This window comes from Stenotrophomonas sp. STEN031 (assembly GCF_056759975.1).
On the sequence record NZ_JBRREA010000036.1, the window covers coordinates 1 to 23,842 of the forward strand.

The 23,842-nt window shown below is 64.8% G+C and carries 18 protein-coding genes; 6 read left to right on the plus strand and 12 right to left on the minus strand.

Annotated features, from left to right (window positions below):
* Window positions 1-250: 250 nt before the first annotated feature.
* Window positions 251-634, minus strand: a complete 384-nt coding sequence (locus ACVOLQ_RS15395) for a GtrA family protein (protein WP_313173331.1) — start codon at window positions 632-634, stop codon at window positions 251-253.
* A gap of 81 nt (window positions 635-715) precedes the next feature.
* Here ACVOLQ_RS15395 and glmU point away from each other — a divergent pair, with 81 nt between their 5' ends.
* Complete coding sequence (gene glmU / locus ACVOLQ_RS15400) at window positions 716-2,083, plus strand: bifunctional UDP-N-acetylglucosamine diphosphorylase/glucosamine-1-phosphate N-acetyltransferase GlmU (RefSeq protein WP_313173330.1); 1,368 nt, start codon at window positions 716-718, stop codon at window positions 2,081-2,083.
* A gap of 7 nt (window positions 2,084-2,090) precedes the next feature.
* Window positions 2,091-2,585 carry a GNAT family N-acetyltransferase gene (locus tag ACVOLQ_RS15405; protein WP_481528527.1) on the plus strand — a complete coding sequence of 165 codons (495 nt, stop codon included), beginning with the start codon at window positions 2,091-2,093 and terminating at the stop codon, window positions 2,583-2,585.
* 270 nt (window positions 2,586-2,855) lie between these two features.
* Here ACVOLQ_RS15405 and ACVOLQ_RS15410 read toward each other — a convergent pair whose 3' ends face one another.
* From ACVOLQ_RS15410 to ACVOLQ_RS15460, 11 genes are all read right to left on the minus strand, one after another.
* Window positions 2,856-4,208: a sensor histidine kinase gene (locus ACVOLQ_RS15410; RefSeq protein ID WP_313173328.1), complete on the minus strand. Its 1,353-nt coding sequence runs from the start codon at window positions 4,206-4,208 to the stop codon at window positions 2,856-2,858.
* A 10-nt stretch (window positions 4,209-4,218) separates the two neighbouring features.
* The gene (locus ACVOLQ_RS15415) at window positions 4,219-5,556 is read right to left on the minus strand and encodes a sigma-54-dependent transcriptional regulator (protein WP_313173327.1); all 1,338 of its coding nucleotides are present in this window, start codon (window positions 5,554-5,556) and stop codon (window positions 4,219-4,221) included.
* A 185-nt stretch (window positions 5,557-5,741) separates the two neighbouring features.
* The gene (locus ACVOLQ_RS15420; RefSeq protein ID WP_481528528.1) at window positions 5,742-6,224 is read right to left on the minus strand and encodes a nuclear transport factor 2 family protein; all 483 of its coding nucleotides are present in this window, start codon (window positions 6,222-6,224) and stop codon (window positions 5,742-5,744) included.
* Between the two features lie 30 nt (window positions 6,225-6,254).
* Window positions 6,255-7,472, minus strand: a complete 1,218-nt coding sequence (locus tag ACVOLQ_RS15425) for an ABC transporter permease (protein ID WP_481528529.1) — start codon at window positions 7,470-7,472, stop codon at window positions 6,255-6,257.
* Window positions 7,473-7,533: 61 nt separating this feature from the next.
* On the minus strand, window positions 7,534-8,844 hold the full coding sequence (locus ACVOLQ_RS15430) for an ABC transporter permease (RefSeq protein ID WP_481528530.1): 1,311 nt from the start codon (window positions 8,842-8,844) through the stop codon (window positions 7,534-7,536).
* Between the two features lie 22 nt (window positions 8,845-8,866).
* Window positions 8,867-10,090 (minus strand): ABC transporter permease, encoded by a 1,224-nt coding sequence (locus tag ACVOLQ_RS15435; protein WP_481528531.1) that lies wholly within the window; start codon window positions 10,088-10,090, stop codon window positions 8,867-8,869.
* A 183-nt stretch (window positions 10,091-10,273) separates the two neighbouring features.
* Window positions 10,274-11,578, minus strand: coding sequence for an ABC transporter permease (locus ACVOLQ_RS15440; protein ID WP_481528532.1), 1,305 nt, complete (start codon window positions 11,576-11,578; stop codon window positions 10,274-10,276).
* Window positions 11,579-11,595: 17 nt separating this feature from the next.
* Window positions 11,596-12,819: an ABC transporter permease gene (locus ACVOLQ_RS15445; protein WP_481528533.1), complete on the minus strand. Its 1,224-nt coding sequence runs from the start codon at window positions 12,817-12,819 to the stop codon at window positions 11,596-11,598.
* A 3-nt stretch (window positions 12,820-12,822) separates the two neighbouring features.
* Window positions 12,823-14,148, minus strand: a complete 1,326-nt coding sequence (locus tag ACVOLQ_RS15450) for an ABC transporter permease (RefSeq protein WP_481528552.1) — start codon at window positions 14,146-14,148, stop codon at window positions 12,823-12,825.
* A 14-nt stretch (window positions 14,149-14,162) separates the two neighbouring features.
* Window positions 14,163-14,888, minus strand: coding sequence for an ABC transporter ATP-binding protein (locus tag ACVOLQ_RS15455; protein ID WP_313173319.1), 726 nt, complete (start codon window positions 14,886-14,888; stop codon window positions 14,163-14,165).
* Window positions 14,889-15,081: 193 nt separating this feature from the next.
* Complete coding sequence (locus tag ACVOLQ_RS15460; RefSeq protein WP_313173318.1) at window positions 15,082-16,350, minus strand: efflux RND transporter periplasmic adaptor subunit; 1,269 nt, start codon at window positions 16,348-16,350, stop codon at window positions 15,082-15,084.
* Window positions 16,351-16,565: 215 nt separating this feature from the next.
* On the opposite strand from ACVOLQ_RS15460, the gene glmS reads away from it, so the two are divergent.
* The 4 genes from glmS to ACVOLQ_RS15480 all read left to right on the plus strand — a co-directional run bounded on the left by glmS (window position 16,566) and on the right by ACVOLQ_RS15480 (window position 23,782).
* Window positions 16,566-18,398 carry a glutamine--fructose-6-phosphate transaminase (isomerizing) gene (glmS, locus tag ACVOLQ_RS15465; RefSeq protein WP_481528534.1) on the plus strand — a complete coding sequence of 611 codons (1,833 nt, stop codon included), beginning with the start codon at window positions 16,566-16,568 and terminating at the stop codon, window positions 18,396-18,398.
* Between the two features lie 374 nt (window positions 18,399-18,772).
* The gene (locus ACVOLQ_RS15470; protein WP_481528535.1) at window positions 18,773-19,291 is read left to right on the plus strand and encodes an RNA polymerase sigma factor; all 519 of its coding nucleotides are present in this window, start codon (window positions 18,773-18,775) and stop codon (window positions 19,289-19,291) included.
* A 40-nt stretch (window positions 19,292-19,331) separates the two neighbouring features.
* A complete protein-coding gene (locus ACVOLQ_RS15475) occupies window positions 19,332-20,468 on the plus strand; it encodes a FecR family protein (protein ID WP_481528536.1) in 1,137 nt (378 codons plus the stop codon).
* A 149-nt stretch (window positions 20,469-20,617) separates the two neighbouring features.
* Window positions 20,618-23,782 carry a TonB-dependent receptor gene (locus tag ACVOLQ_RS15480; RefSeq protein ID WP_481528537.1) on the plus strand — a complete coding sequence of 1,055 codons (3,165 nt, stop codon included), beginning with the start codon at window positions 20,618-20,620 and terminating at the stop codon, window positions 23,780-23,782.
* The last annotated feature ends 60 nt before the right edge of the window (window positions 23,783-23,842 follow it).

The following is a 23,842-nucleotide window of genomic DNA, read 5'->3' on the forward strand; positions in this document are numbered from 1 at the left end:
GGGTTGGGGAGGGGTGCTCTTGGCTGGGAATGCCCCCTGCCGAGCATGGCTCGGCACTACCCCCTCCCTTTCGCGCAGCGAAGGGGAGGGTTGGGGAGGGGGGCTCTTGGCTGGGAATGCCCCCTGCCGAGCATGGCTCGGCACTACCCCCTCCCTTTCGCGCAGCGAAGGGGAGGGCTGGGGAGGGGTGCTTCTGGCTGGGGATGCCCCCTGCCGAGCATGGCTCGGCACTACCGCACTGTTGGTCGAGTCAGCGGTACACCACATGCCGCAACAGCACGAAGCTCAGGCCAGCCAGGCTGACCTCGACCACCGGCTTGGCCAACCAGGCGTATTGCAGGCCCAACGACTGTGCCACCCAATCGATCAGCCCGGTGCTGATGGCGGTCAGCAGCAACCACAAGACCAGAAAGCGCGCGAAGCGTTTCCAGCCGTGACGTTGCTCGCCCTGTGCGGCGAAGGTGTAGCGTCCATTGAGCCAGAAGCCGAGCAGCGCGCCACTGACCCGCCCCAGCAGGTTGCCCGGCGCCACCGGCACTCCCAAGGCGGTGGCGGCGACGAATACGGCCCAATCCAGCGCAAGCTGCAGCAGGCCAATGGCGATGTACTGGCTGCCTTGGCGGAGCAGGCTCATGGTTGCGCAGGCTTGATGGACGGCCTGCAATGCTAACCCCATGCGCTTAGAATCCCGAGACTCTCGAAGGAAGTTCCACGCATGACCCAGCCGCTGCACGTCATCATCCTCGCCGCCGGCGCCGGCAAGCGCATGAAATCGCTGTTGCCCAAGGTGCTCCAACCCATCGCCGGGCAACCGATGCTGGCGCACGTGATTGCCACCGCACGCGAACTGCAGCCGGCCGGCATCCACGTGGTCTACGGCCACGGCGGTGAAGCCGTGCGTGCCGCCTTCGACGACCAGCAGGACCTGCTGTGGGCCGAACAGAGCCAGCAGCTGGGTACCGGCCATGCAGTCCTGCAGGCGATGCCACAGGTGCCGGACACGGCGCAGGTGCTGGTGCTGTACGGCGATGTGCCGTTGATGCGCGCGCAGACCCTGGCTGCCTTGTTGGAGAACGGCCCCCGCCTGGCGGTGCTGGTGGCCGAGCTGGACGACCCCTCGGGGTATGGCCGTATCGTCCGCGATGCCGAGGGCAAGGTCGCGGCCATCGTCGAGCAGAAGGATGCCAACGACGAGCAGAAGCGGATCCGCACCGTGAACACCGGCATCATCACCGCCGAATCCACCGCGCTGCGCCGCTGGCTGTCCGGCCTGTCCAATAGCAACGCGCAGGGCGAGTACTACCTGACCGACGTGTTTGCCTCCGCCGCCAGCGAGTACGCGCCGGCCGAGCTGGTGCTGGTTGCCGACGCGCAGGAAGCCGAAGGCGCGAATGATCCGTGGCAGCTGTCGCAGCTGGAGCGCGCCTGGCAGCTGCGCGCGGCCAAGGCACTGTGCGAGCAGGGCGCGCGTCTGCTGGACCCTTCGCGCTTTGATCAACGCGGTACGGTGAAGGTTGGTCGCGATGTACAGATCGATGCCAACGTCATCCTGGAAGGCGAGGTCGAGTTGGGCGATGGTGTCAGCATCGGTGCCTTCGTGCGGCTCAAGGACGTCAAGCTTGGCGCGGGTACCGAAGTGCGTCCGCACTGTGATCTGGAAGGCGTTGTCAGCGAAGGTGCCGCACAGATCGGTCCGTTCGCGCGGCTGCGCCCGGGCACGGTGCTGGCCGATGGCGTGCACGTGGGCAACTTCGTGGAAACCAAGAAGGTGACGCTGGGCAAGGGCAGCAAGGCCAACCACCTCACCTACCTCGGTGATGCGGTGATCGGCAGCGGCACCAATATCGGTGCCGGCACCATCACCTGCAACTACGATGGCGTGAACAAGTTCCAGACCACGATAGGCGACAAGGTATTCATCGGCTCCAACAGCTCGCTGGTGGCGCCGCTGACCATTGCCGATGGCGCCACCATTGGTGCCGGTTCGGTGATCACCCGCAATGCGCCGGAAGGCAAGCTGACGGTGGCACGCACCCGCCAGCAGACGATCGAAGGCTGGGTGCGCCCTGTCAAGAAGTCCTGAGCCAAGGTTGGCGCAGCGCGACGAGCTCGCGCTGCTGCCATTGATCGAAGCGCAGGCGGGTGAACGTCTGCGTGGGCATCGCGCAGCGGCAGTGTTTGCTGCAAGCCCGACTGAGCCGGCGTTGTTTGAACAGGCCTGGCAACACGGAATGCTGTGGGTAGTTGTCAGTGAGGGCGCGCTGGCCGGCTACCTGATGGCAGGTGTGCTGGGCGAGGATTTCCATATCCAGCAGATGGACGTGGCACCGGCGCATGGCCGCAAGGGCCTCGGCCGTGCCTTGCTGCGGCAAGCGTTGCAGCAGGCGAGGGCGTCCGGACATCGCCGGGCGGTGCTCACCACCTTGAGCGACGTGGCCTGGAATGCGCCCTTCTATGCCAGCGAGGGTTTCAGTGAATGGCCAGCGCACGCATGGAGCACGGGCATGCGCGAGGTGATGGCGGCGGAGGCGGCGGCAGGTTTTCCAATGGAGCTGCGTCTGGCAATGCGGCGAACGTTGGAGTGAGTGCCAAGCGTTTTTGTGGGAGCGGCGTAAGCCGCGAAGCCGATGCAAGATCAGAAGCGGTAAAGCCAACCCCTCCCCTGCAGCCAAAGGGAGGGGGCGTAGTGCCGAGCCATGCTCGGCAGAACATTCTCCATGACCCCGCCAATTTGTAGGAGCGGCGTAAGCCGCGAAGCCAGGATATTTTCAGATCAACCGCTAGTGTGGTCGCTGATGCGGTATCAGCTTCGCGGCTTACGCCGCTCCCACAAGCGCAAACCCAACCATACTCGCTTAGTCATGTGGCAGCAGGATCGCCACGCACAGGCCGCCATCCTTGCGGTTCTGCAGGGAGATGCGGCCGCCGTGGGCTTCGATGATCTCGCGGGTCAATGCCAAACCCAATCCGGTACCGTTGCGCTTGGTTGAATAGAACGGCATCAACGCGTTCTGCAGCACCGCCTCGTTCATGCCGGTGCCGCGATCCAATACCTCGATGCGCAGCCAGTTGGGCAGTCGCGCGATGCGCACCTCCACCGAATCGTCCGGCGCACCATTGTCCGCCCCCGCTTCATGCGCATTCTTCAGCAGGTTCAACAAGGCCTGGGAGAACTGCGACTGATCCAGACGGCTGTACTGTTCGTCGACCATTGGCGCCATGCGGAAGCTGATCTGCTGCTGCAGGCCATGCAGGAACTGGCTCCAGGCAACGGTCTGCAGCTGCGGCTGCGGCAGCTTGGCGAAGCGTGCGTAGCCGCGGATGAAACCTTCCAGGTGACGTGCGCGTTCTTCCACCGTGCCGAAGATATCTTCAAGGCGATCATGGCGTCCGCGCCGCACAAGCTCGGCACCGGAATGCGCCAGCGAGGCAATCGGTGCCAGCGAGTTGTTGAGCTCGTGGCTGATCACCCGAATCACCTTCTTCCAGGTCTGCACTTCCTGGCGGCGCAGCTCGGCGGTGAGCAGGCGCAGCAGCAGCAGCTCGTGGGGCCGCCCGTTCAAATGGAAGGCGCGACGCGACAGGTGGTAGATCTGCTCGTCGTCGTCATCGTCCTCGGCTGCGTCTGGATCGCGCACGGCGAACAGGCTGTCGCCGCCACGGGCGATGGCATTGCGCAGTTCGATCGGCATGTTCTCCAGCAACTCGTGCATGCGCTGGCCTTCAAGCTTCCAGCCACCGTGCAGCAGCTTGCGTGCCGCAGTGTTGGAGAAGGTCACACGCTGTACGCCATCGCCACCATCGGTGAGCAGCAGCATCGCCACCGGCGTGTTCTGCACCATGGTGTCGAGCAGCAGCTCGCGCTGAACCAGCGATTGCCGCTGCTCGCGCAGCACATCACCCAGCTCGGCATGGGCCTGCACCAGCTGTGCGAATTCGTCATGGCCGCGCCAATGCACGCCGAAGTTGAACTCGCCGTCGCGATAACTGCTGGTGGTACCGGCCAGCGCCCGCAGCAGCGAGCGGATCGGCGCGGTGGCGCGTCTCAACGCCCACCACATCGCAGCGAGCAGGAACACGGTGGAAACGCATACCACCACCCAGCCGCGGTCCATCCAGTACGCCAGGAACCACGGCAAGGCCGCTGCGAGCGCCAGCACTGGCAGCAGGCGCAGGAACAGGGTGAAGGTGAAGGAGCGGGTTATCACGGGTGTGTGCTCACTCGCGCGGAATGCCGTGGCGATCCATGCGCCGGTACAGCGCCTGTCGGCTCAGGCCGAGCTCGGCGGCGGCCTGGGCGATGACGCCGCCGGCACGTTCCAATGCGCTGACGATGTGCTCGCGGTCAGGCTCGTCAGCAGCTGCAGTGGGCCTTGCGGGCGCACGTGGCAGGTTGAGGTCGGCGACTTCGATACGCGGGCCCTGCGCGAGCAGGGCGGCGCGCTGGATCACATTGCGCAGCTCGCGCACGTTGCCCGGCCAGTTGTGGCGCTGCAGCGCCTGCAATGCCGGTGCCGACAGCGGCTTGCCGTCGGCGAGGAAGTACTGCGCCAGTGGCAGGATGTCCTCGCGGCGCTCAGCCAGCGGCGGCAGGCTCAGCTCGACCGTATTGAGCCGGTAGTAGAGATCTTCGCGGAAGCTGCCCGCACGGATCATCGCCGGCAGGTCGGCATTGGTGGCGCTGACCACGCGTACCTTCACCTGTCGCTCGCGGTTGGAGCCCAGCCGCTCGAAGCGTCCGGTCTCCAGCACGCGCAGCAGTTTCATCTGCCCGGTCAGCGACAGGTTGCCGATCTCATCCAGGAACAAGGTGCCGCCATCGGCTGCCTCGAACTTGCCCTCGCGGGCCTTGTTGGCGCCGGTGTAGGCGCCGGCCTCGGTACCGAACAGTTCGGCTTCGATCAGCTCGGAGGGAATGGCGCCGCAGTTCAGTGCGACGAATGGGCCCTTCTTGTGCGCGGAATTGGCCTGGATGATTTCGGCGATCTTTTCCTTGCCGGCGCCGTTGGGGCCGGTGATCAGCACCGGCAGTTCCGAGCGCGCGACCTGGCAGGCGAGGGCGATGATGCGCTCGCTGGAGGGATCGGCGAACACCAGCCCGCGCAGGTCGTAGCGATCGTGCAGGGCCTGTTGCTGGCGCTGCTCGCGGGCGCGACGGCGGGCCAGCTCACGGCGCGCCTCGGCCAGTTCCAGCAGGTTGTTGACCGTGGTCAGCAGGCGACCGTCGTCCCAGGGTTTGGCCAGGTAGTCGGAGGCACCGGCCTTGACCAGTTCCACCGCGCTGTCCAGGTGCGTCCAGGCGGTCAGCAGGATCACCGGCAGGTCCGGATGCGCCTGGCGGATACGGCGGAACAGATCCTGGCCTTCCTCGCCGGAGGTGGTGTCGGCGGTGAAGTTCATGTCCTGCAGGACCAGATCGAATTCATGTTCAGCCAGCATCGCCAGGCCCTGGTCCGGCGAGGTGGCATGGCGGGTGTCGATATCGTGCAGGGAGAACAGCACGTCCAGCGCGGTGGCCACGGCGGTGTTGTCGTCGATGATCAGGATCTGTGGCATCGGTTGTCGCAGAAGAAGATGAAGGGACGCAGCGCGGGCGCTGAAGTCAGCACATTACACGTTGCCGAACGGGTTGGGCGGGAGTTGTGAAAGTGCCCTGTCGAGGTCCAGAAGTGCCACGCGGTGAGCTGCTCGTTGCGTCGTCCTTGTGGGGGCGGCTGTGCTGCCCGGCACCGGTCTGTAGTTCATGGAGTCGCCGCGCGGTGCGCGTAGCTCAGCACCCGCGTCGCCTGCCACTGACCATCACGCAGGCGCCAGACGATGACGAAGTCGGCCACGCCATCACAGTGTTCGCCCTTCAGATCGCAGAATTGGTGCTGGCCTTGTTCGATCGCGCCGAAATCCTTGATCGGGAATACCTCCAGCGTGGCGGGCAGCAACTGTCGGGTGTAGTTGCCGCAGACATGCTTGCGGGTGTTCGCCAGCATTGCCTCGCGGGTCCAGGTGACCCCGCCATTGTCGTGGTAGAACTCGACCGCCGTATCGAAATAGCCGGCATGCTTCTCGAATTGGGCCGGATCATTGCAGTGGTTGAAGCTGTCGAACATGCCGTGGTCAAGTGCGGCGATGGTGTCGTGCAGGCTGGTATTGTCGGCATCAGCGGCGTGCGCGGGGACCATCGGCAGCGAACAGAGCATCAGTAGCAGGCAGGTCAGCTTGGTTTTCATCGGGTGACTCCGGGAAACAGTGGAAGAGGATCAGGCGGCGCGGGTGGCGACCGCCGGTGGCACGGCCGCTGCACGACGCGCGGGGCCAAGCACGGCGATCTGCCCCAGCAACAGCAACAGCACCGCCGCCACCGGCAGATACATCAGCGGCAGGCGTGGCAGTTCGTACCGGCTCATCAGGAACATGTTCAGTGCATAGGCCAGGATCAGCCCCACGAAGGTGCCGGCACTGCTCAGCAGCAGGTTCTCAAGCTGGAAATTGCGCAGGATGTGCTTGCGGGTTGCACCGAGGGCGCGGCGGATGCCGATCTGGCGCGTGCGCTGCTGCACCCAGAAGCTGGCAAGGCCGACGATGCCGAAGGCAGTAACCGCCAGCAGCGCGATGCAGACCGCAAGCAACAGCCAGATCACCGAGCGATCACGGTGCTGGAAGGCGTCACGCATGTGCGACACGGTGCCCTGCTCCTCGATGATGCGGTTGGGATCGGCCTTGTTCAACGCGGCGATGGCGGCCTTCAGCACGGCCTCGCGCTGCTCGGGGCGGGTGCGCAGCGCATAGGCACCGTTGGAGACGCGGACCGGGAACACCATGCTGTCGAAGCGGTTGCTGAACTCGCCAGCCTCGCCGGGTGCCAGCAGGTCATCAATCACGCCCACGACCTGGGTTGGCTTGCTGCCCCAGACATAGATGTTGCTGCCCACCGCGTTGCCATCCGGGAACAGGGACCTGGCCAGCGAGTGGCTCAACAGCACGCTGGGTACGACAGGATCGGCATCGCCACCAGCAAAAGCGCTGTTCTCCAGGTACTCGTCGGGCTTGAAGCCGCGGCCCTCGCGCAGTTGCAGGCCAAAGGTCGGCAGCAACTGGCCGTCGTCCATGTAATTGGTGGCATGTACCGTCGGGCGTGTCTGGTTCGGCTGCAGGCGGATGCCCGAGCCCCAGACATTGCTGCCATACGGGATCTGGTTGATGCTGCTGACTGCCTTCACGCCGGGGACGGCGGCAAGTGCGGCCAGGTCCTGCTTGCGCAGCGCATCGTAGTTGACGTCCGGCAGCAGGCTGCTGGTGGCCAGGTAGACCAGCTCGTCCTCGGCCACGCCGCTTTTCAGCTGTAGCTGTGCAACGCGGTTGCTGATGATGAAGACCGCGTTGCAGATGATGGCGCAGCTGATCGCGATCTCGAACACGACCAGCAGTGCGGCAATCTTCTGGCGGGACAGCATCGACAGGGTGGGGCGGATGTCCAAGGGGGTTCTCCGTGGCGGCGGAAGCTGCCGTTGCTGACGGGGTGGATTCAATGCCACCGCGTCATTGGCTCTTGAGCTGCAATGCGGGGGGAATCTGCATGGCCCGCCAGGCCGGCAGGAGGCCGGCGACCAGGCTCACGCCCACTGCCAGCACGAAGGTCATCCACAGGGTGGTGACATCCATCTGCGCCAGCTTTGCGTACTCGTCCGGTTGCTGGCGGATCAGCCACAGGCCCATCGCGGCAAAACCAAGCCCCAGCACGCCGCCAGCAAGCCCGATCAAACCGGCTTCGGTGAGGCATTGCTTGAAGATGTCCGCGCGTGAAGCGCCCAGCGACCGGCGTACACCGATCTCGCCGCTGCGGCGCAGGAACTTGGCCAGCAACAGGCTGATGGTGTTGATCAGGCACACCAGCAGGAAGCCAAAGGCCAGCCACATCTGCAGGCGCACGTCGTTGGGCACGATGCGGTTGAAATCCAGCCAGCCCATCACGTTGTGCAGGCGCACGTTGGTGGGACGTTCGAAGCGCCCGCTGGCGCGCTGCGTATCGGAATAGTCGGCCAGGTACTTCAGGTAATCGCCTGCCTTCTGCGGCGTGTCCAGCTCCACCCAGTACTGCAGCCAGGCACATGGCGCAGTCAGGCCGCGGTTGCCGTCGCCGTCATCGCTGCTGCCCCAGCAGTTCATGCTGCCCTGGGTGTCCAGCTTCAGCGCGCGCGAGCTGGAGAACGGCAGCAGCACCTGCTCGTCACCGCCATAGCGCTGACTGGTCAGGTCGTAGAAGCGCGGTGTGGGCTTCCACCTGCCGAGCAGCCCGACCACGCGGAACACGCCCTGTGGCAGACGCAGTTCTTTACCGATGGCGTCCTCGCTTCCATACAGCCGCTGCGCCAGTTTGCGATCGATGACCGCCACCAGCGCACGGCTGTCATCCTCGGCCGGACTCCATGCGTTGCCGGCCGCCAGCGGCACCTCGAACATCGGGAAGAAGTCCGCCGAGGTGTAGCGTGCCATTGCCCGGAACGGCTGGGCGGCGCTGCCGGTGGGCAGCACCGTCACCGAGCCGGCCGTCATCACTGCCTGGCGGTCAGCGCGCTTCTGTCGCAGCAACTCCTCGGCGTCATAGCGGGTCATCTGCTCCAGCGGGTCCGATTCCAGCGTGGCGTCCTTGCCCAGGCTGCGCGGTTCCAGCTGCGGGTAGAACAGCTGCTGGCTCTTGCGTGGAATTGGATCCCCTGACAAGACGAAGTACAGGCCAAGGGTGGTCATGGTCGCGCCGATGCCGACAGCAATGGTCAGCACCATCAAGGTTGTCAACACCTTGTTGCGGCCGAAGCCGCGCCACGCCAATTGCAGGTAATAGCCGAACATGTCCCTTCCTTGAGCTGACGTATCAGGTGCTGCGGGTGGCTACCGCCGGTGGAATCGATGCTGCCTTGCGGGCCGGGCCGAACACTGCGATCTGGCCCAACAGCCACAGCAGTACCGCGCCTACCGGCAGGTACAGCAGCGGCAGGCGCGGCAGCTCGTAGCGGCCCATCAGCCACTGGTTGAGCAGGTAGGCCAGCAACATGCCGACCACGATGCCGATGCCGGCCAGCAGGAAGTTCTCGGTCTGGAAGTAGCGCAGGATCTGCGCGCGGGTAGCACCCAGTGCGCGGCGGATACCGATCTGCTTGGTGCGTTGCTGCACCCAGAAGCTGGCCAGGCCGATGATGCCCAGCGCGGTCACCAGCAACAGCAGGCCACTGACGATCAGCAGCAGGCCGATCATGTCGCGGTCGTTGGCGAAGTTCTTGGCACGCTTTTCCTCAACGGTCTGCTTGGTCCAGACCAGGCGGTTCGGATCGTTCTTGTCCAGCGTCGCCAATGCCTGCTTCAGCACTTCGTCACGACGTCCCGGCTCGGTGACGCGCAGGATGTAGCGGCCGCCGTTGGAGAAGTTCATGCGGATCGGGAAGATGAGCGAGTGGGTGCGATTGTTGTCCTGCATGTTCGGACGCAGCAGGGTCTGTGCCACGCCAACCACGGTGACCGGGATGTTGGCCATGTACAGGGTCTTGCCCACCGCATTGCCGTCCGGGAAGAACTGCTTGGCCATGGCTTCGGTAAGAATGGCCGGTGCTTTCAGCTTGCCCAGGTCTTCCACCTTCTCCAGCACATCGCTGCTCTGGTATTCATCGGCATTGAAATCGCGGCCGGCGACCAGCTTGACACCCAGGGTCTTGAGCGCGTTCTCGCCCACCATGTACTGGGCACCATTGATCGACTGCGCTTCGGGCTCCGCGGTGGCTGCCAGCGAAGTGTTCCAGGAGCCGCCCTGGAACGGCAGCTGGTTGACGATGGCCACGCTCTCGACGCCGGGGATGCCACGCAGCGAGGCGATGTCTTCGGCGGTGCGGGCGTCGGCATCAACCTGCTCACCAATGCCGCTCAGGCCGATCTCGATCAGGTGGTTGTCATCGATGCCGCTGGCCAGCTGCATGGCGTCGATGCGCTGCGACACGATGAACAGTGCGTTGCAGATGATGGCGCAGCTCAGCGCGATCTCCAGCACGATCAGCGCGGCGGCTGTCTTGTGCCGCGACAGCGTGGAGAGGATGGGGCGGATTTCCATGAGGTATCTCCAAGGAAGCGAGAAGTGAGTGAAGAGGAGTGAGGAGTGAAAAGGGGAAGCGGCAAACATGCTTCTCTGTCTCAGCCGAACGCACTGCCTCTATGAGGGCGTCCGCAAACGTGGTGAAGAGGAGGTGCGATCTGGATTTCTCTCATTTCTCACTCCTCTTCACTCGTTCCTGCTTCACTGGCTCTTGAGTTGCAGTGCCGGGGCCACCTGCATGGCACGCCAGGCAGGCAGGATGCCGGCGAGCATGCTGGCGAACACGGCCAGGGCGAAGGTGACCAGCAGCATCGAGCCATCCAGGTGTGCGAGCGAGGCGTACTCGGCCGGGCGCTGACGTACCGCCCACAGGCCAAACAAGGCGAACACCAGTCCGAGCAGGCCGCCGGCCAGGCCAATCGTGCCGGCCTCGATCAGGCACTGCTTGAAGATTTCGGCGCGGCTGGCACCCAGTGCACGGCGCACGCCGATCTCACCGCTGCGACGCAGGAACTTGGCCAGCAGCAGGCCAACGGTATTGACCAGGCAGACCAGCAGGAAACCGAAGGCCAGCCACATCTGCAGACGCACGTCGCCCGGCACCGCATTGCGGTATTCCATCAGGTCCATGACATCACGCAGGCGGGTGTTGGCCGGGCGCTCGAAGCGGCCAGCCGCACGCTGCTGTTCGGAGTAATTGTCCAGGTAGGCCTTGAAGTCCTTGGCATCGCCAGGCGAGTTCAGCTCGACCCAGTACTGGATCCACGAGCACGGCACGTTCACTGCGGTGGCGTCATTGACCAGCTCGCGGCCGAAGCAGTTCATGCTGCCATTGCGGCCCAGCTTGAGCTCCAGCGCAGTGCTGAAGGGCAGGTAGACATCTTCCTCGGAGTCGAACTTGCCCGAGTACAGGTCGTAGAACTTGGGGGCGGGCTTCCATTCCTTGAGCACGCCGACGATGCGCATGGCATTGCCCTCGACCAGCACTTCCTTGCCGACGCTGTTCTCGCCCTTGAACAACTTGTCATTGAGGGTGTCGCTGATGACCGCGACGCGACTGCGGCCCTGGTCCTCGTCACTGCTCCAGCCCTGGCCGAACGCGAACGGCGTATCGAACATCGGGAAGAAGTCGGCCGAGGTGTAGCGCATGCTGATGCTGAAGGGTTTGAGCGCATCGATGCGCGGGTCGACGATGCCGCTGCCGCCGGTCATCATCGCCTGGCGCGGCGCCTTCTTCTGTCGCAGCAGTTCTTCGGAGTCGAAGCGCGTCATCTGCATCTCGGGCTCTTCGCCCGGCTTGTAGCCTTCCTTGGTGTAGGGATCCAGCTGCACATAGAACAGACGATCGCTCTTGTGCGGGATCGGGTCACCGGACAGCACCTTGAACACCGTCAGGGTGGTCATCGCCGCGCCGATGCCGAGCGCGATGGCCAATACCATCAATGCGGTCAGGATCTTGTTGCGGCCGAAGCTGCGCAGCGCAAGTTTGAAGTAGTAACTGAACATGGACGATCCTTGGCAGCTCAGGCGCTGCGCGTGGCGACGATGGGCGGGATGGAAGCAGCGCGCAGGGCAGGGCCGATGACGGCGGCCTGGCCCAGCAAGCACAGCAGTACGGCACCCAGCGGCAGGTAATACAGCGGCAGCCGGGGAATTTCGAAGTAATGCATCAACAACTGGTTGCCGGTGTAGGCCAACAGCATGCCGAGCACGATGCCGGCGCTGGTCAACAGCAGGTTCTCGGTCTGGAAGTAGCTGATGATCTGGCGGCGGGTCGCACCCAGGGCACGGCGCACGCCGATCTGCTTGGTGCGCTGCTGCACCCAGAAGCTGGCCAGGCCGATGATGCCCAGCGCGGTGACCAGCAACATCACCAGGCAGATGCCCAGCAGCAGGCGGGTCATGCTGCGATCCTGCTGGAAGTAGACCTCGCGCAGTTCCTGCAGCGGCTTGCTGTAGTCGGCGGAGATGATCGCCTCCGGGGTGACCTTGGGCGCGGCGGCAACGGCGTCGCTGACGATACGCTGCAGGTCGCGCGGGTTGGCGCGCATCACATAGGTGCCGGCCTGCGCATCGGTGGTTACCGGCACGATCACCGACCACTCCATGCCAGCCAGGCCGTTCTCGCTGCGGCCTGGGTCCGGCCGCGAGAAATGTGCCAGTACACCGGCCACGGTGAGCTGGTAGTCGCCCATCCACAATTGTTTGCCCAGCGGGTCCTGGCCCGGCCACAGATGCCTGGCAAAGGCCTGGGTGATCCAGACCTGCGCGTGCGCCGGCAGGAAGTTCTCCACCGGCTGGTAGTCGGCATCGCTGAACATGCGGCCCTGTACCGGCTTCAGCTGCAAGGCATCGATGGCACCTGCGTCCATCAGGTAGAAATGCGGCACGCCGCCATGGTGCTTGCCTTCCGGATCCAGCGAGACGCCAGCGGTGCCGGCGCGCTGGCCAAACGGTACGGCGTTGAGGACGCCCACCGCCTGCACGCCGGCCTGGCCACGAAGCTGCTGCAACCAGCGGCTGTTCACGTCCACCTCTTTGCAGGCGTCACAGTCGAGCAGGCTCAGTGTCGCGATGGACGCCTCGTCGACGCCGCTGGTCATGCCGATCAGCTCCATCCGCGACGCGGCCAGGAACAAGGCATTGCACAGCACCGCGCAGGCCAGTGCGATTTCGAGCACGATCAGGCTGGCGGCGATGCGATGCCGCGACAGCGTGCTGATGATGGGTTTGATATCCAGGGTCATCGCTTACAGCGCCTTGATCTGCAGGGCCGGATCGATGCGCGCGGCGCGCAGCGCCGGCAGCAGTCCAGCAAGGACGGTGGTGGTCACCGCGGTGGCGAAGGTGAGGCCAAGCATGCTCATGTCCAGCTGCACCATGTCGGCGTAGGCCAGTGGCTGCTGGCGGATGCTCCACAAGCCGACCAGGGTGAACAGCAGGCCCAGCACCGCGCCGCCAACGCCGATCAGTGCGGCCTCGATAAGGCATTGCTGGAACACCATCGCGCGGGTCGCGCCGAGTGCGCGCAGCACACCGATCTCGCCGGTGCGGCGCAGGAACTTGGCCAGCAGCAGGCCGATCGTGTTGAACAGGCAGATGACCAGGAAGGCCAGCGCCATCCATGCCTGCAGCTTGACGTCACGCGGCACCACGCCGTTGTAGTCCATCCACTCCATCAGGCTGCGCAGGCGCGTCAGCTCGGGCTGGCTGATGCGGCCCAGCTGCTGTTGCTGCTGCACATAGGCCTGCAGGTGTTGTTGGTAGGCCGCAACCTTTGCGGCGCTGTCCAGTTGCACCCATAGCTGCAGCCACACGCAATCGGTGTTTTCCAGGTAGCCGGGTTTCTCGGGCAGCTTGTTGCAGGTGAACTGGCGGAAGTTGCCGGCGTTGATCTGCAGGCCGGTGAAGAACGGCACCATTACGTCTTCGACCTGCCGGTAGTAGTCGGCGGTGTCGCCCTGCGCGAAGCGGCCGCCGGCGACGGTGTAGAACAGGGGCGATGGGCGCCACGGCGCGAGCACGCCGATGATGCGCACTTCGCTGTCGCGGATGCGCAGCATCTTGCCGGTGCTGTCCTTGCCGTCGAACAGGCGCTGGTTCAACTCCGAGGAAATCACCGCCACGCGGGCGCGGCGCTGGTCATCCTCGGCCGACCAACCGGCGCCGTAGGCCATCGGTACCTGGAACATCGGGAAGAAATCGGCGGTGGTGGACAGCAACGTGGTCATCATCGCCGGCTCTTGGCTACCGGGAGCGGATAACTTGACGGGGCTGTCCACCACCAAAGCCTTGCGATCGGCCGGACCGTCACGCCACAGGTCCGTCGCCGAGGTGTAGTCGAGCATGTCCAATGGCTCGCGCCGCGCCCGCTCGCCGCGCGTCGATGCATCCACCTGCGGGTAGTAGATCTGCCCACTGCGCCCGGGCAGTGGATCGCCAGAGAGCAGGTGCTTCACCGTCAGCGTGGTCATCGACGCACCAATGCCCATCGCAATCGACAGCACCATCAGTGCGGTCAGCACGGGGGTGCGGCGCAGGCTGCGCAGGCCTTGGCGGAGGTGGTAGGCGAACAGCGACATGCGCGGGATCAGCCCTGGTTGTCGGCAACGGCGGCGATGCGGGCGGCGTGTGCCAGCACCGGCTCGCGGATCAGGTCGGTGGCCTGGCCATCGACGATGTGCACGTTGCGCTGGGCGCGTGCGGCCAGTTCCGGATCATGGGTGACCATGACGATGGTGGTGCCCTGGCTGTTGATCTCTTCCAGCAGCTCCATGACGCCACGTGCCATCTGCGTATCCAGGTTGCCGGTCGGTTCGTCGGCCAGCAGCAGGCGCGGGCTGCCAGCCAGGGCACGGGCGATGGCCGCACGCTGCTGCTGGCCGCCTGACAGTTCAGCCGGATAGTGCTTCATGCGCGAGCCCAGGCCGACGTCGGTCAATGCCTTCTCGATGCGCTGCTTGCGCTCGGCCGAGGGCATGCCGCGGTAGCGCAGCGGCACATCGACGTTGTCGAACAGGTTGAGGTCGGGGATCAGGTTGAAGCCCTGGAAGATGAAGCCGATCTTCTGGTTGCGCAGGCGCGAGCGGGCGTCGTCGCCGAGATGGCTGACGTCCTGGCCATCCAGCAGGTACTGGCCGCTGGTGAAGGTTTCCAGCAGGCCGGCGATGTTGAGGAAGGTGGTCTTGCCCGAGCCCGAGGGGCCGGTGACCGCGACGAATTCGCCTTCGCGCACATGCAGGTCCAGCGAACGCAGCGCATGGGTTTCGACCTGTTCGGTGCGGAAGACCTTGGAGACGGATTGCATATGGAGCATGGGTATTCCTTTCAGCGACGGGGAATGTGGTGGGTGGAGCGGTGTGCTGGGACTGCGTTTGAATGGGTGTAGCCAGGTCCGGCGATGGGGGCGGGAATTCGAGGGCTACAGCGTGGACGGCAGGGTTCACGACAACCCGGACGCCTGCAGCTGTTTCCCATCACGATTCCCGAATCCCCATTCCCGGCCCCTATCAATTGATCGACACGCGTTCGATGTCGCCGAACAGATCGGCGCCGGAGACAACGATCTTCTCGCCCGGCTGCAGGCCAGAGACGATCTCGACTTCGCCCAGGCTGCTGACGCCGGTCTGGATCGGACGACGCACCGCGGTGCCGCCGCTGACCACATAGGCGTAGCGACCACCGGACTGCTCGACGAACGGACCACGCTCGACCTTGAGCACGTTGTTGCGGGTATCCAGCAGGATGCGTGCGCTCATGCGCTGGCTCTGGCGCAGGCCGGGCGGCTGCTTGTCGGAGAAGCGCAGGCGGGCGACGACTTCACCGTTCACCACTTCCGGCGACACCGCGGCGATCTCGCCCGGGAACGGCTGGCCGGAGCCGCTGGTGAGCTGGGCCGGCATGCCGAGGGCGAGGTCACGGGCGAAGCTTTCCGGCACCTTGATTTCGATCTCGAAGCGCGACAGATCGACCACGCCCAGGATCGGGGCGTTGGCGGCCACCTGGGTGTGCTGGGTCGCCTGCACCTGGCCGACCTGGCCATCGAAGGGGGCGCGCAGGGTCAGCGCATCCACCTGACGCTTCACTTCAGCCACCACCGCTTCCTGGCGATCCGCCATCAAGCGCTTGTTGCGCGCGTCCAGGCTTGCGCCCTGGCTTTGCAGGCTGGCGTCCTGCTGGGCGTGCTGCAGTTCGATCTGGGCCTTCTTCAGTTCGTCCTGGGCCTTGGCCAGGTCGACCTGTGGTACCGCGCCGCCATCGAAGCCGCGCTGGTAGCGTTGCAGGTCGCGTTCGGCAGCGGTGCGCACCAGGCCGGCCTGGTCGGACAGCTTGGCGCCGGTGGCGCGGGCCAGGGTGGCGTCCAGCGCGGCGCGGCTGGCTTCGGCTTCCAGGCCGGCCAGGGTGGCCTGTTCCTGGGCCAGCTTGCTGCGCAGTTCCGGGCTGTCGATCACCGCCAGCTCCTGGCCCTGCTTGACCACGTCACCGGCAACCACCTTCAAGGTCACGGTGCCGGCGGAGATGGCGTACAGCACCGGGCTGTTGGCGGCGATGACGCGGCCATCGGCAGCGATGTCGCGGACCAGGTCGCCGCGCTTGACCTCGGCAATGCGCAGGCGGTCACCGTCGAAGGAGCGGCTGGCGCCCAGCCAGTTGCTGACCACGTAGCCAATGCCGGCCACCACCACCGCGGTGATCACCGCCGGCCACATGTAACGCCGCCACACGGGTTGCGGGCGCTGGGTACTTACCTGGTCCTGGGCGGAGGTGTCGCGGATCATCGTCGGCTTCGCTGCTGGGTTTGTTATCCATTAAGCAGGTCGCGTGCCAACTCCAAATGATTGAATTTGTTTGGAAAATATTCACTGTTGTGAGTGTCCGGGTGTCCGCGGACGCTCACCCGGACAGTGTCCGGGTGCCGATGTCCCGGCATGTCCGCTGGTTGTCTGATCCGGCTGACTTAGAATGTCCGCTCGTAATTACCAATGGGTAGGCCATGTGCGGGATTGTTGGGGCGATCGCGGATCGCGATGTGGTTCCGGTACTGATTGAAGGACTCAAGCGGCTGGAATACCGCGGTTACGATTCCTCGGGCATTGCCGTGCTCGATGGCGAGCACATCCGCCGCGTGCGCCGCACCGGCCGTGTCGCTGAAATGGAAGGTGCGGCCATCGCCGAACAGTTCCATTCGGTACTGGGCATCGGCCATACCCGCTGGGCTACCCACGGTGGTGTCACCGAATCCAATGCCCATCCGCATATCAGCCAGGGCGTGGCGCTGGTGCACAACGGCATCATCGAGAACCACGAGGAGCAGCGCGAGAAGCTGCTGGCGCTGGGCTATGTATTCGAGTCGCAGACCGATACCGAGGTCATCGCCCACCTGATCCACCATCACCTCAAGGCCGATCACGATGACCTGCTCAGCGCCCTGCAGCGCACGGTCAAGGAGCTGACCGGCGCCTACGCGTTGGCGGTGATCAGCCAGAACGAGCCCGGGCGCATGGTGGTGGCACGCATGGGCTGCCCGCTGCTGGTTGGCCTGGGCGATGGCGAGAACTTCGTCGCCTCGGACGTATCGGCCATCCTGCAGGCCACCCGCCGGGTGATGTTCCTGGAAGAGGGCGACACGGCCGAACTGACCCGTCAGGGCGTGCGCGTGTTCGACGCCAACAACGCCCCGGCACAGCGCGAGCAGCGCATGTCGGACGTGTCGCTGGCTTCGCTGGAGCTGGGCCCGTACCGCCACTTCATGCAGAAGGAGATCCACGAGCAGCCGCGCGCGCTGGCCGACACCATCGAGGCGGCGATTGATGCGGGTGGTTTCCCGGCAGCGCTGTTCGGCAAGAATGCCGAAGCGGTGTTCAAGGACATCGAAGGCGTGCAGATCCTGGCCTGCGGCACCAGCTACTACGCTGGCCTGACCGCGCGTTACTGGATCGAGGCCATCGCCGGCCTGCCGTGCAGCGTGGAAATCGCCAGCGAATACCGCTACCGCGCCGCCTATGCCAACCCCAGGCACCTGATCGTCACCATCTCCCAGTCCGGCGAAACCCTGGACACGATGGAAGCGCTGAAGTACGCGAAGTCGCTTGGCCACACGCATACGCTGTCAATCTGCAACGTGCCGGAAAGCGCGATTCCGCGTGCCAGCGAACTGGTCTGCTACACCCGCGCCGGTGCCGAGATCGGCGTGGCCTCGACCAAGGCCTTCACCACCCAGCTGGCAGCGCTGTTCCAGCTGACCGTGGTACTGGGCAAGCTGCACGGCAAGGTTGATGCCGAGCAGGAAGCGGGCTACCTGGAGCAGCTGCGGCACCTGCCGGGCAGCGTACAGCACGCCTTGAACCTGGAGCCGCAGATCATCGCCTGGGCCGAGCGTTTCGCCGGCAAGTCGAACGCGCTGTTCCTTGGCCGCGGCCTGCATTATCCGATCGCCCTGGAAGGCGCGCTCAAGCTCAAGGAAATCTCCTATATCCACGCCGAGGCTTATCCGGCCGGCGAGCTCAAGCATGGCCCGTTGGCACTGGTGGACGCGGAAATGCCGGTGGTGGTGATCGCCCCCAACGACAGCCTGCTGGAAAAGGTGAAGTCCAACATGCAGGAAGTGCGTGCGCGCGGCGGTGAGCTGTTCGTGTTCACCGACCAGGACAGCAACTTCAACGCCTCCGAGGGCGTGCACGTGATCCGCACGCCGCGCCATGCCGGCGTGCTCAGCGCCATCGTCCACACCATCCCGGTGCAGATGCTGGCCTACCACACGGCACTGGCCCGCGGCACCGATGTGGACAAGCCGCGCAACCTGGCCAAGAGCGTTACCGTGGAGTGATATCTGTCACGTAGATGTAACCCGGGCTGCGGATAATCGTCCCCAGCAGCCCGGTTCTCTCTCCCCCGATGTTGCTCGAAGCCCGGCCCAGTGCCGGGCTTTTGCTTTGTGTCGCTCCCGGCTGCCAGGGAGGCGTCGGAGGGGGCTGGGGGGCTCGCCAGGTTGCGGCAAAGCCCGGCACCAGGCCCTCGGCAGGCTAAGCTGCCCGGCCATGTGATCGCTGGCTGAACATGTTGTATCGCGGAAGTACCCAAATCGCCCCTTGCCACGCACTGCATGGTCGAGGGGGCATCGTGTCTGTCGCCCCTGCCATTGGGAGCAGGTGATGACGAGGTGGAAAGCCCGGGGCCGTAGATGTGGCCGTGGAGGTGGCGATGGTGGCAGCTGAGAACGACCAGCCGGGGCGCGATTTCGCCGCGCGGGCGGTCCACGATTACAGCGCCGAGCTGCACCGCTACCTGCGTCGGCGGGTAGCCGAGGCGCAGGACCTGGGTGACCTGGTGCAGGAGGTCTACCTGCGCCTGCTGCGGGTGCAGAACATCGAAACCGTGCGCAACCCACTGGCCTACATCTATGGCATCGCCGCGCATGTGGCCAGCGAGTTCAACATGCGCCAGCGCCAGGGCCGTCTGCTGTACGACTCGACGGTGGTGGATGCGGTGTCCGAGAACCCGGGGCAGCCCGCTTTCAGCGAAGGCGGCGGCTTCTTCGAGCGCCAGGTAGGCGATGCGCTGGCACAGCTGCCGGCCAACCGGCTGGCGGTGCTGCTGCTGGAGCGGCGCGAAGGCCTGAGCCATGCGCAGATCGCGCAGAAGCTGGGGCTGAGCGTGCACACGGTGAAGAAATACAGTGTCGAAGCGCTGGCGCACGTACGCGCGAGCTTGGAACGATGAACAGGATGTGGACCCTGCGACAGGCAGGGCGGGTGAAAGCATGAATATCTATCGCACATCGCCGCAACAGAGCCGGGAGCGCGCAGCACGCGAGGCCGCCGAGTGGTTGCTCGTCATGGGCGAAACGCCCAGCGATGCGGACCGAGCGGGTTTTGCTGCCTGGGTGGCGCGTTCGCCGCTGCATCTGGAAGAGCTGCTGATGGCGCAGCTGGTGGAGCGTGAATTGGCCTCCAGCGCGGCGCTGAAGTCGCTGGATATGGACGCCGTGCTGGCGCAGGCACGGGCCATGGACAACGTGGTGCCGCTGCACGATGCGCCGAGCGCCGTGCCGCAAGCGGCACCGCGGCCACACAAGCCCACGGCGCGTGGGCGTCGCCGCCGGCTGGGCTGGGCATTGGTGGCCGGTGTTGCCGGTTGTGCGCTGCTGGCCGGCAGCTGGACCCTGCTGCAGCCAGAGGTACCGGTCTACCAGTACGCCAGCGCGATTGGCGAGCAGCGCAGCATTGCCCTGGCTGATGGCTCGATGGTGACCTTGGCGCCGGCCTCGTACATCGCCGTGCGTTTCAGTGCCGGCGTGCGTGACATCGAGCTGCGTGACGGCGAAGCCACCTTTGACGTGGCCCATGACAGCAGCCGCCCGTTCCGGGTGCATGCCGGTGACAACATTGTGCAGGCGGTGGGCACGCGCTTCACCGTCAACCGCTTGCCGTCGGGCACGCTGGTGGCGGTCAGCGAGGGCAAGGTGAAGGTGACGGCCAACAGCAACTGGCTGGAAGCGCTGTGGCGCGATGACGCATCCACGCTGGAAGCGGGCAAGGCCAAGGTTGAATCGCTGGGTCGCCCGGCGGCCTTGTCGGCCGGCGAACAGGCGCGCATCCCGCAGGGACAGCAGGCCATGCTGCGCATGCCGCTGGAAGTGCCGAACGAGCCCGTCGATGGCAAGCGTCGCCTGAGCTTCCGCAATGACACCCTGGCCGACATCATCAGCGAGTTCAACCGCTACAACCCGCGGCCCATCGTGGTGACCGATCCGTTGATCCGCGAGCAGCGCTACAGCGGCGTGTTCTATGCCGATGATGCCGATTCCTTCCTGCAGTTCCTGGAGTGCTGCTCGCAGCTGCAGGTCAGCCGGCAGGCCGATCGCAACCTGATCGGTGGTCGCAGCAGTCGCCAATAGCCATCGCCGCGCGTCGCCGGAAAAATATTTTTGACCCTGAGTACCCTTTTCCCACACTTGGACACACGGATGTAACAAGAGGCTGGTTCCGCGCAAGGCGGCTCCGGTTGCTCGGTAACCATTCGATGTCTTTCGGGGGCGAATTATCCATGGGGTCCAGCACTATTCTTCGTAAACAGGCGTTGGTGAAGGCGGTGGCGGTTGCGCTGCTGGTCGGCACCGGCAACGTGGCGGTGGCACAGTCGGCACCTGCAGCCGATACGGCTGCCGCTGCGGCGGCTGTCCAGTTTGATATTCCGGCGCAATCACTGGCGTCGGCGCTCGAGGCGTTTGCCGAGCAGAGCGGCCTGCAGGTGGTGTATGCCGGCGGCGCTGGCAGTGGCGTGCAGAGCGGTGTGGTAAACGGCCAGATGGGTGCAGCCACGGCGCTGCAGCAGCTGCTCGCACCTACTGCTTACGCGCATGAGTTCATCAACGCGAAAACGGTCGCCATCCGCCCGCGCAGCAGTGCCGGTGACGTGGTTGAACACGATGGTGGCGCTGCCGAAACGCTGGAGACGATCAATGTCACCGGTACCTATCTGAAGAACATCGATCCGGCCTCGCCGTTGATCGTGATCGACTCGCAGCTGATCGAGAGCCGGGGCTACGCTTCGATCGAAGATGTGCTGCGCAACCTGCCGCAGAACTTCTCCAACCGCACCAGCGCCTCACGCGCGCTGGGTGAAAAGGAGTTCGGCAGCTCGTATGGCGATGGCGTATCCGGCCTGGGTTCCTCCGGTGCCAACCTGCGAGGCCTGGGCAGCCGTTCAACGCTGATCCTGGTCGACGGCCGCCGCCGCAGCGGCTCGGCACAGGCGCAGGGCGCATATACCGATATTTCCTCGATTCCTGTTTCACAGATCGAGCGCATCGAAGTGCTCAGCGACGGCGCCAGCGCCATCTATGGCTCCGATGCCGTGGCCGGTGTGATCAACATCGTGCTGAAGAAGTCCTATGACGGCACCACCGCGCAGCTGCGCCATGAGAACTCCAATACCGGTGCCGATGTATCGCGGCTGGACCTGGCCCACACCTTTGGTTATGGCAGCGGCCACGTCACCGCGGCGGCAGGGCGCGAGCGCAGCTCGCCGGCCGATGTCACCCGCCTGATCCACGTAGGCCCGGACGGCCGCGGCGATTTCACCGATCGTGGTGGCGTCAACGGTCGTACCCGCAACAAGGGGCAGCCCGGCGTGGTCTATGAATCCCTGGACTTCGGCATCGACTACCACTTCATGGGCGAAGCGCTCGGCGTGATTCCGGGTGGCCAGGACGGCACCGCGCTGGATCCGGACAGCCTGCTGGCCTACGACCCGGCCACTGCGCCATCGACCTATGAGCGCAGCCGCATCGGCCCCAAGATCGAGAACACGTATGCTCGCATCAGCGGCGTGCATGATCTGGGCGAAACCACCCAGCTGAACTACGGCATCAGCCACGTACGCCAAGTCAACAAGGAAAACTGGCGGCCGACCCTGTTCGACTTCAGCATCTTCGAGGACGGTTACAACACCTACGTTCCGGAGAGCAATCCCTACAACAACTTCGGTAGCGACGTGCTGGTGGGGTATTCCTTCGAACGTGAGTTCGAAGGCATGAACCTGAGCGAAGACCAGAAGCAGACCAATACCGATGCCCACATCGGTATCAACGGCAAGCTGCCGTTCGCCAAGGGCTGGGATTACGAGGCGACGTACAGCATCGGCCGCGAGAAGGGCACTACCACTGCCTTGATGGACCTGACCGGGTCGATGGGCGCCGATGGCTACGCGCGCACGCTGGAAGTGCTCAATGGTCTGAACGTGTTTGGCGATGGCAGCAATGACGCCATCGTCGCGCGCAACCGCGAGCTGCTGCAGAGTCTGGTCGAACGCCATGTCTATCGGTTCCAGTCGCGTGCCAATACGGTGGACCTGCTGACCCGCGGCGAGCTGTTCCAGCTTCCCGCCGGCAAGATCGAGGCGGCGTTTGGCGCACAGCACCGCGAGCAGCGCTACAACTACGAGAGCAACCTGGGCGAACAGCTGCGCTCGGAGAGCAAGGGCAAGTCCGAAGCACTGTTCACCGAGGTCGGCATTCCGCTGTTGAAGGACAAGCCGCTGGCCAAGCTGCTCAGCCTGACCGTGGCAGCGCGCTACGAGCGCTTCGACCAGCGTGGCGACAGTGCACTGCGCGACTGGTCGGCGGGGTTGGGTGAGCTCGGCGGCTTCGATGTCGAACAGCTGACCGGCGTCAACAATGATGGTACCGGGGGTATCACCGGCAGCGACACGGTGGTGTCACGCGACTTCAGCCGCACCAGTCCGTTGGCACGCTTGGCGTGGAAGCCGGTCGACCAGTTGCGCCTGCGCGCTACCTGGGGCGAGTCCTTCCTGGTGCCGCAGGCCCAGCAGCAGTTCGGCCAGCTGATCATGGACGACTACACCGCACGCGTGCTGTTCAACGGTGGCCAGCTGCCGGAAGGTGTCACCCAGATCGTCGCGCTCAGCGGCCCCAACGTGAACCTCAAGCCCCAGGTAGCCAGCGTGGTGACCTATGGCTTCGACTGGACGCCGACCTTCGCGACCGGCCTGCAGCTGTCCGCCACCTACAACCGCACCACCTTCGACAACTACATCGGTGACCCGCTGTCGGGCCTGACCTACTCGGAGATCTTCAAGGACATCAGCAAGATGCCCGAGGGGACCTTCACCGTCGGCGAGAACGGGGTGATGTTGTGGGACAACCGGGCGATCAACTTCCTCGGCCGCCGCTCGCGCAGCATCGACACCACTGCCAGCTACTACTTTGGCAATGACTGGGGTGATTGGCGCATCGAGCTCAATGCCGTGCGCACCTTGGAGCTGACCTCGCGTTCGTTGGCATCAATGCCGACGCTGAGCTATGCAGACAGCGAGCTCGGGCCGAGCAAGTGGGCCGGTGACCTGTTCGTCGGCTGGGAAGGAAATGCATGGTTCGCGTCGCTGGGCAGCCATTACAGCGCCGCACACCGCGTGTTGTATCCGCTGTCGGCGACGGCCACCGACTACAACGATTTCATCCCCAACGAGAGCCCGCGTACACGTTCGGCGTCCTACACCACCTTCGATGCGCAGATCGGCTACCGCAAGCATCAGCGTGATGGCTGGTTGGGTGGCGTTACCGCACGCATGGGTGTGCAGAACATGTTCGACCGCGACTATCCGTTCGTCGACAACCTGGCCGGTTTCGTCTCCAACCGCGTGAACATCCGCGGCCGCGTGCTCTATCTGGACATCAAGAAAGAGTTCTGAGGCCAGCGTGTCTTCCGGTAACAACGCGGTGCGCCGATCCCTCGTCGGCGGCGCACCGCA

Bases quoted from the DNA above. Each gene is read 5' to 3' on its own strand.
- ACVOLQ_RS15395 (WP_313173331.1), bottom strand. From the start codon at position 634: ATGAGCCTGCTCCGCCAAGGCAGCCAGTACATCGCCATTGGCCTGCTG.
- glmU (WP_313173330.1), top strand. From the start codon at position 716: ATGACCCAGCCGCTGCACGTCATCATCCTCGCCGCCGGCGCCGGCAAG.
- ACVOLQ_RS15415 (WP_313173327.1), bottom strand. From the start codon at position 5,556: ATGCCACAGATCCTGATCATCGACGACAACACCGCCGTGGCCACCGCG.
- ACVOLQ_RS15420 (WP_481528528.1), bottom strand. From the start codon at position 6,224: ATGAAAACCAAGCTGACCTGCCTGCTACTGATGCTCTGTTCGCTGCCG.
- ACVOLQ_RS15430 (WP_481528530.1), bottom strand. From the start codon at position 8,844: ATGTTCGGCTATTACCTGCAATTGGCGTGGCGCGGCTTCGGCCGCAAC.
- ACVOLQ_RS15435 (WP_481528531.1), bottom strand. From the start codon at position 10,090: ATGGAAATCCGCCCCATCCTCTCCACGCTGTCGCGGCACAAGACAGCC.
- ACVOLQ_RS15440 (WP_481528532.1), bottom strand. From the start codon at position 11,578: ATGTTCAGTTACTACTTCAAACTTGCGCTGCGCAGCTTCGGCCGCAAC.
- ACVOLQ_RS15445 (WP_481528533.1), bottom strand. From the start codon at position 12,819: ATGACCCTGGATATCAAACCCATCATCAGCACGCTGTCGCGGCATCGC.
- ACVOLQ_RS15455 (WP_313173319.1), bottom strand. From the start codon at position 14,888: ATGCTCCATATGCAATCCGTCTCCAAGGTCTTCCGCACCGAACAGGTC.
- ACVOLQ_RS15460 (WP_313173318.1), bottom strand. From the start codon at position 16,350: ATGATCCGCGACACCTCCGCCCAGGACCAGGTAAGTACCCAGCGCCCG.
- glmS (WP_481528534.1), top strand. From the start codon at position 16,566: ATGTGCGGGATTGTTGGGGCGATCGCGGATCGCGATGTGGTTCCGGTA.
- ACVOLQ_RS15470 (WP_481528535.1), top strand. From the start codon at position 18,773: ATGGTGGCAGCTGAGAACGACCAGCCGGGGCGCGATTTCGCCGCGCGG.
- ACVOLQ_RS15475 (WP_481528536.1), top strand. From the start codon at position 19,332: ATGAATATCTATCGCACATCGCCGCAACAGAGCCGGGAGCGCGCAGCA.
- ACVOLQ_RS15480 (WP_481528537.1), top strand. From the start codon at position 20,618: ATGGGGTCCAGCACTATTCTTCGTAAACAGGCGTTGGTGAAGGCGGTG.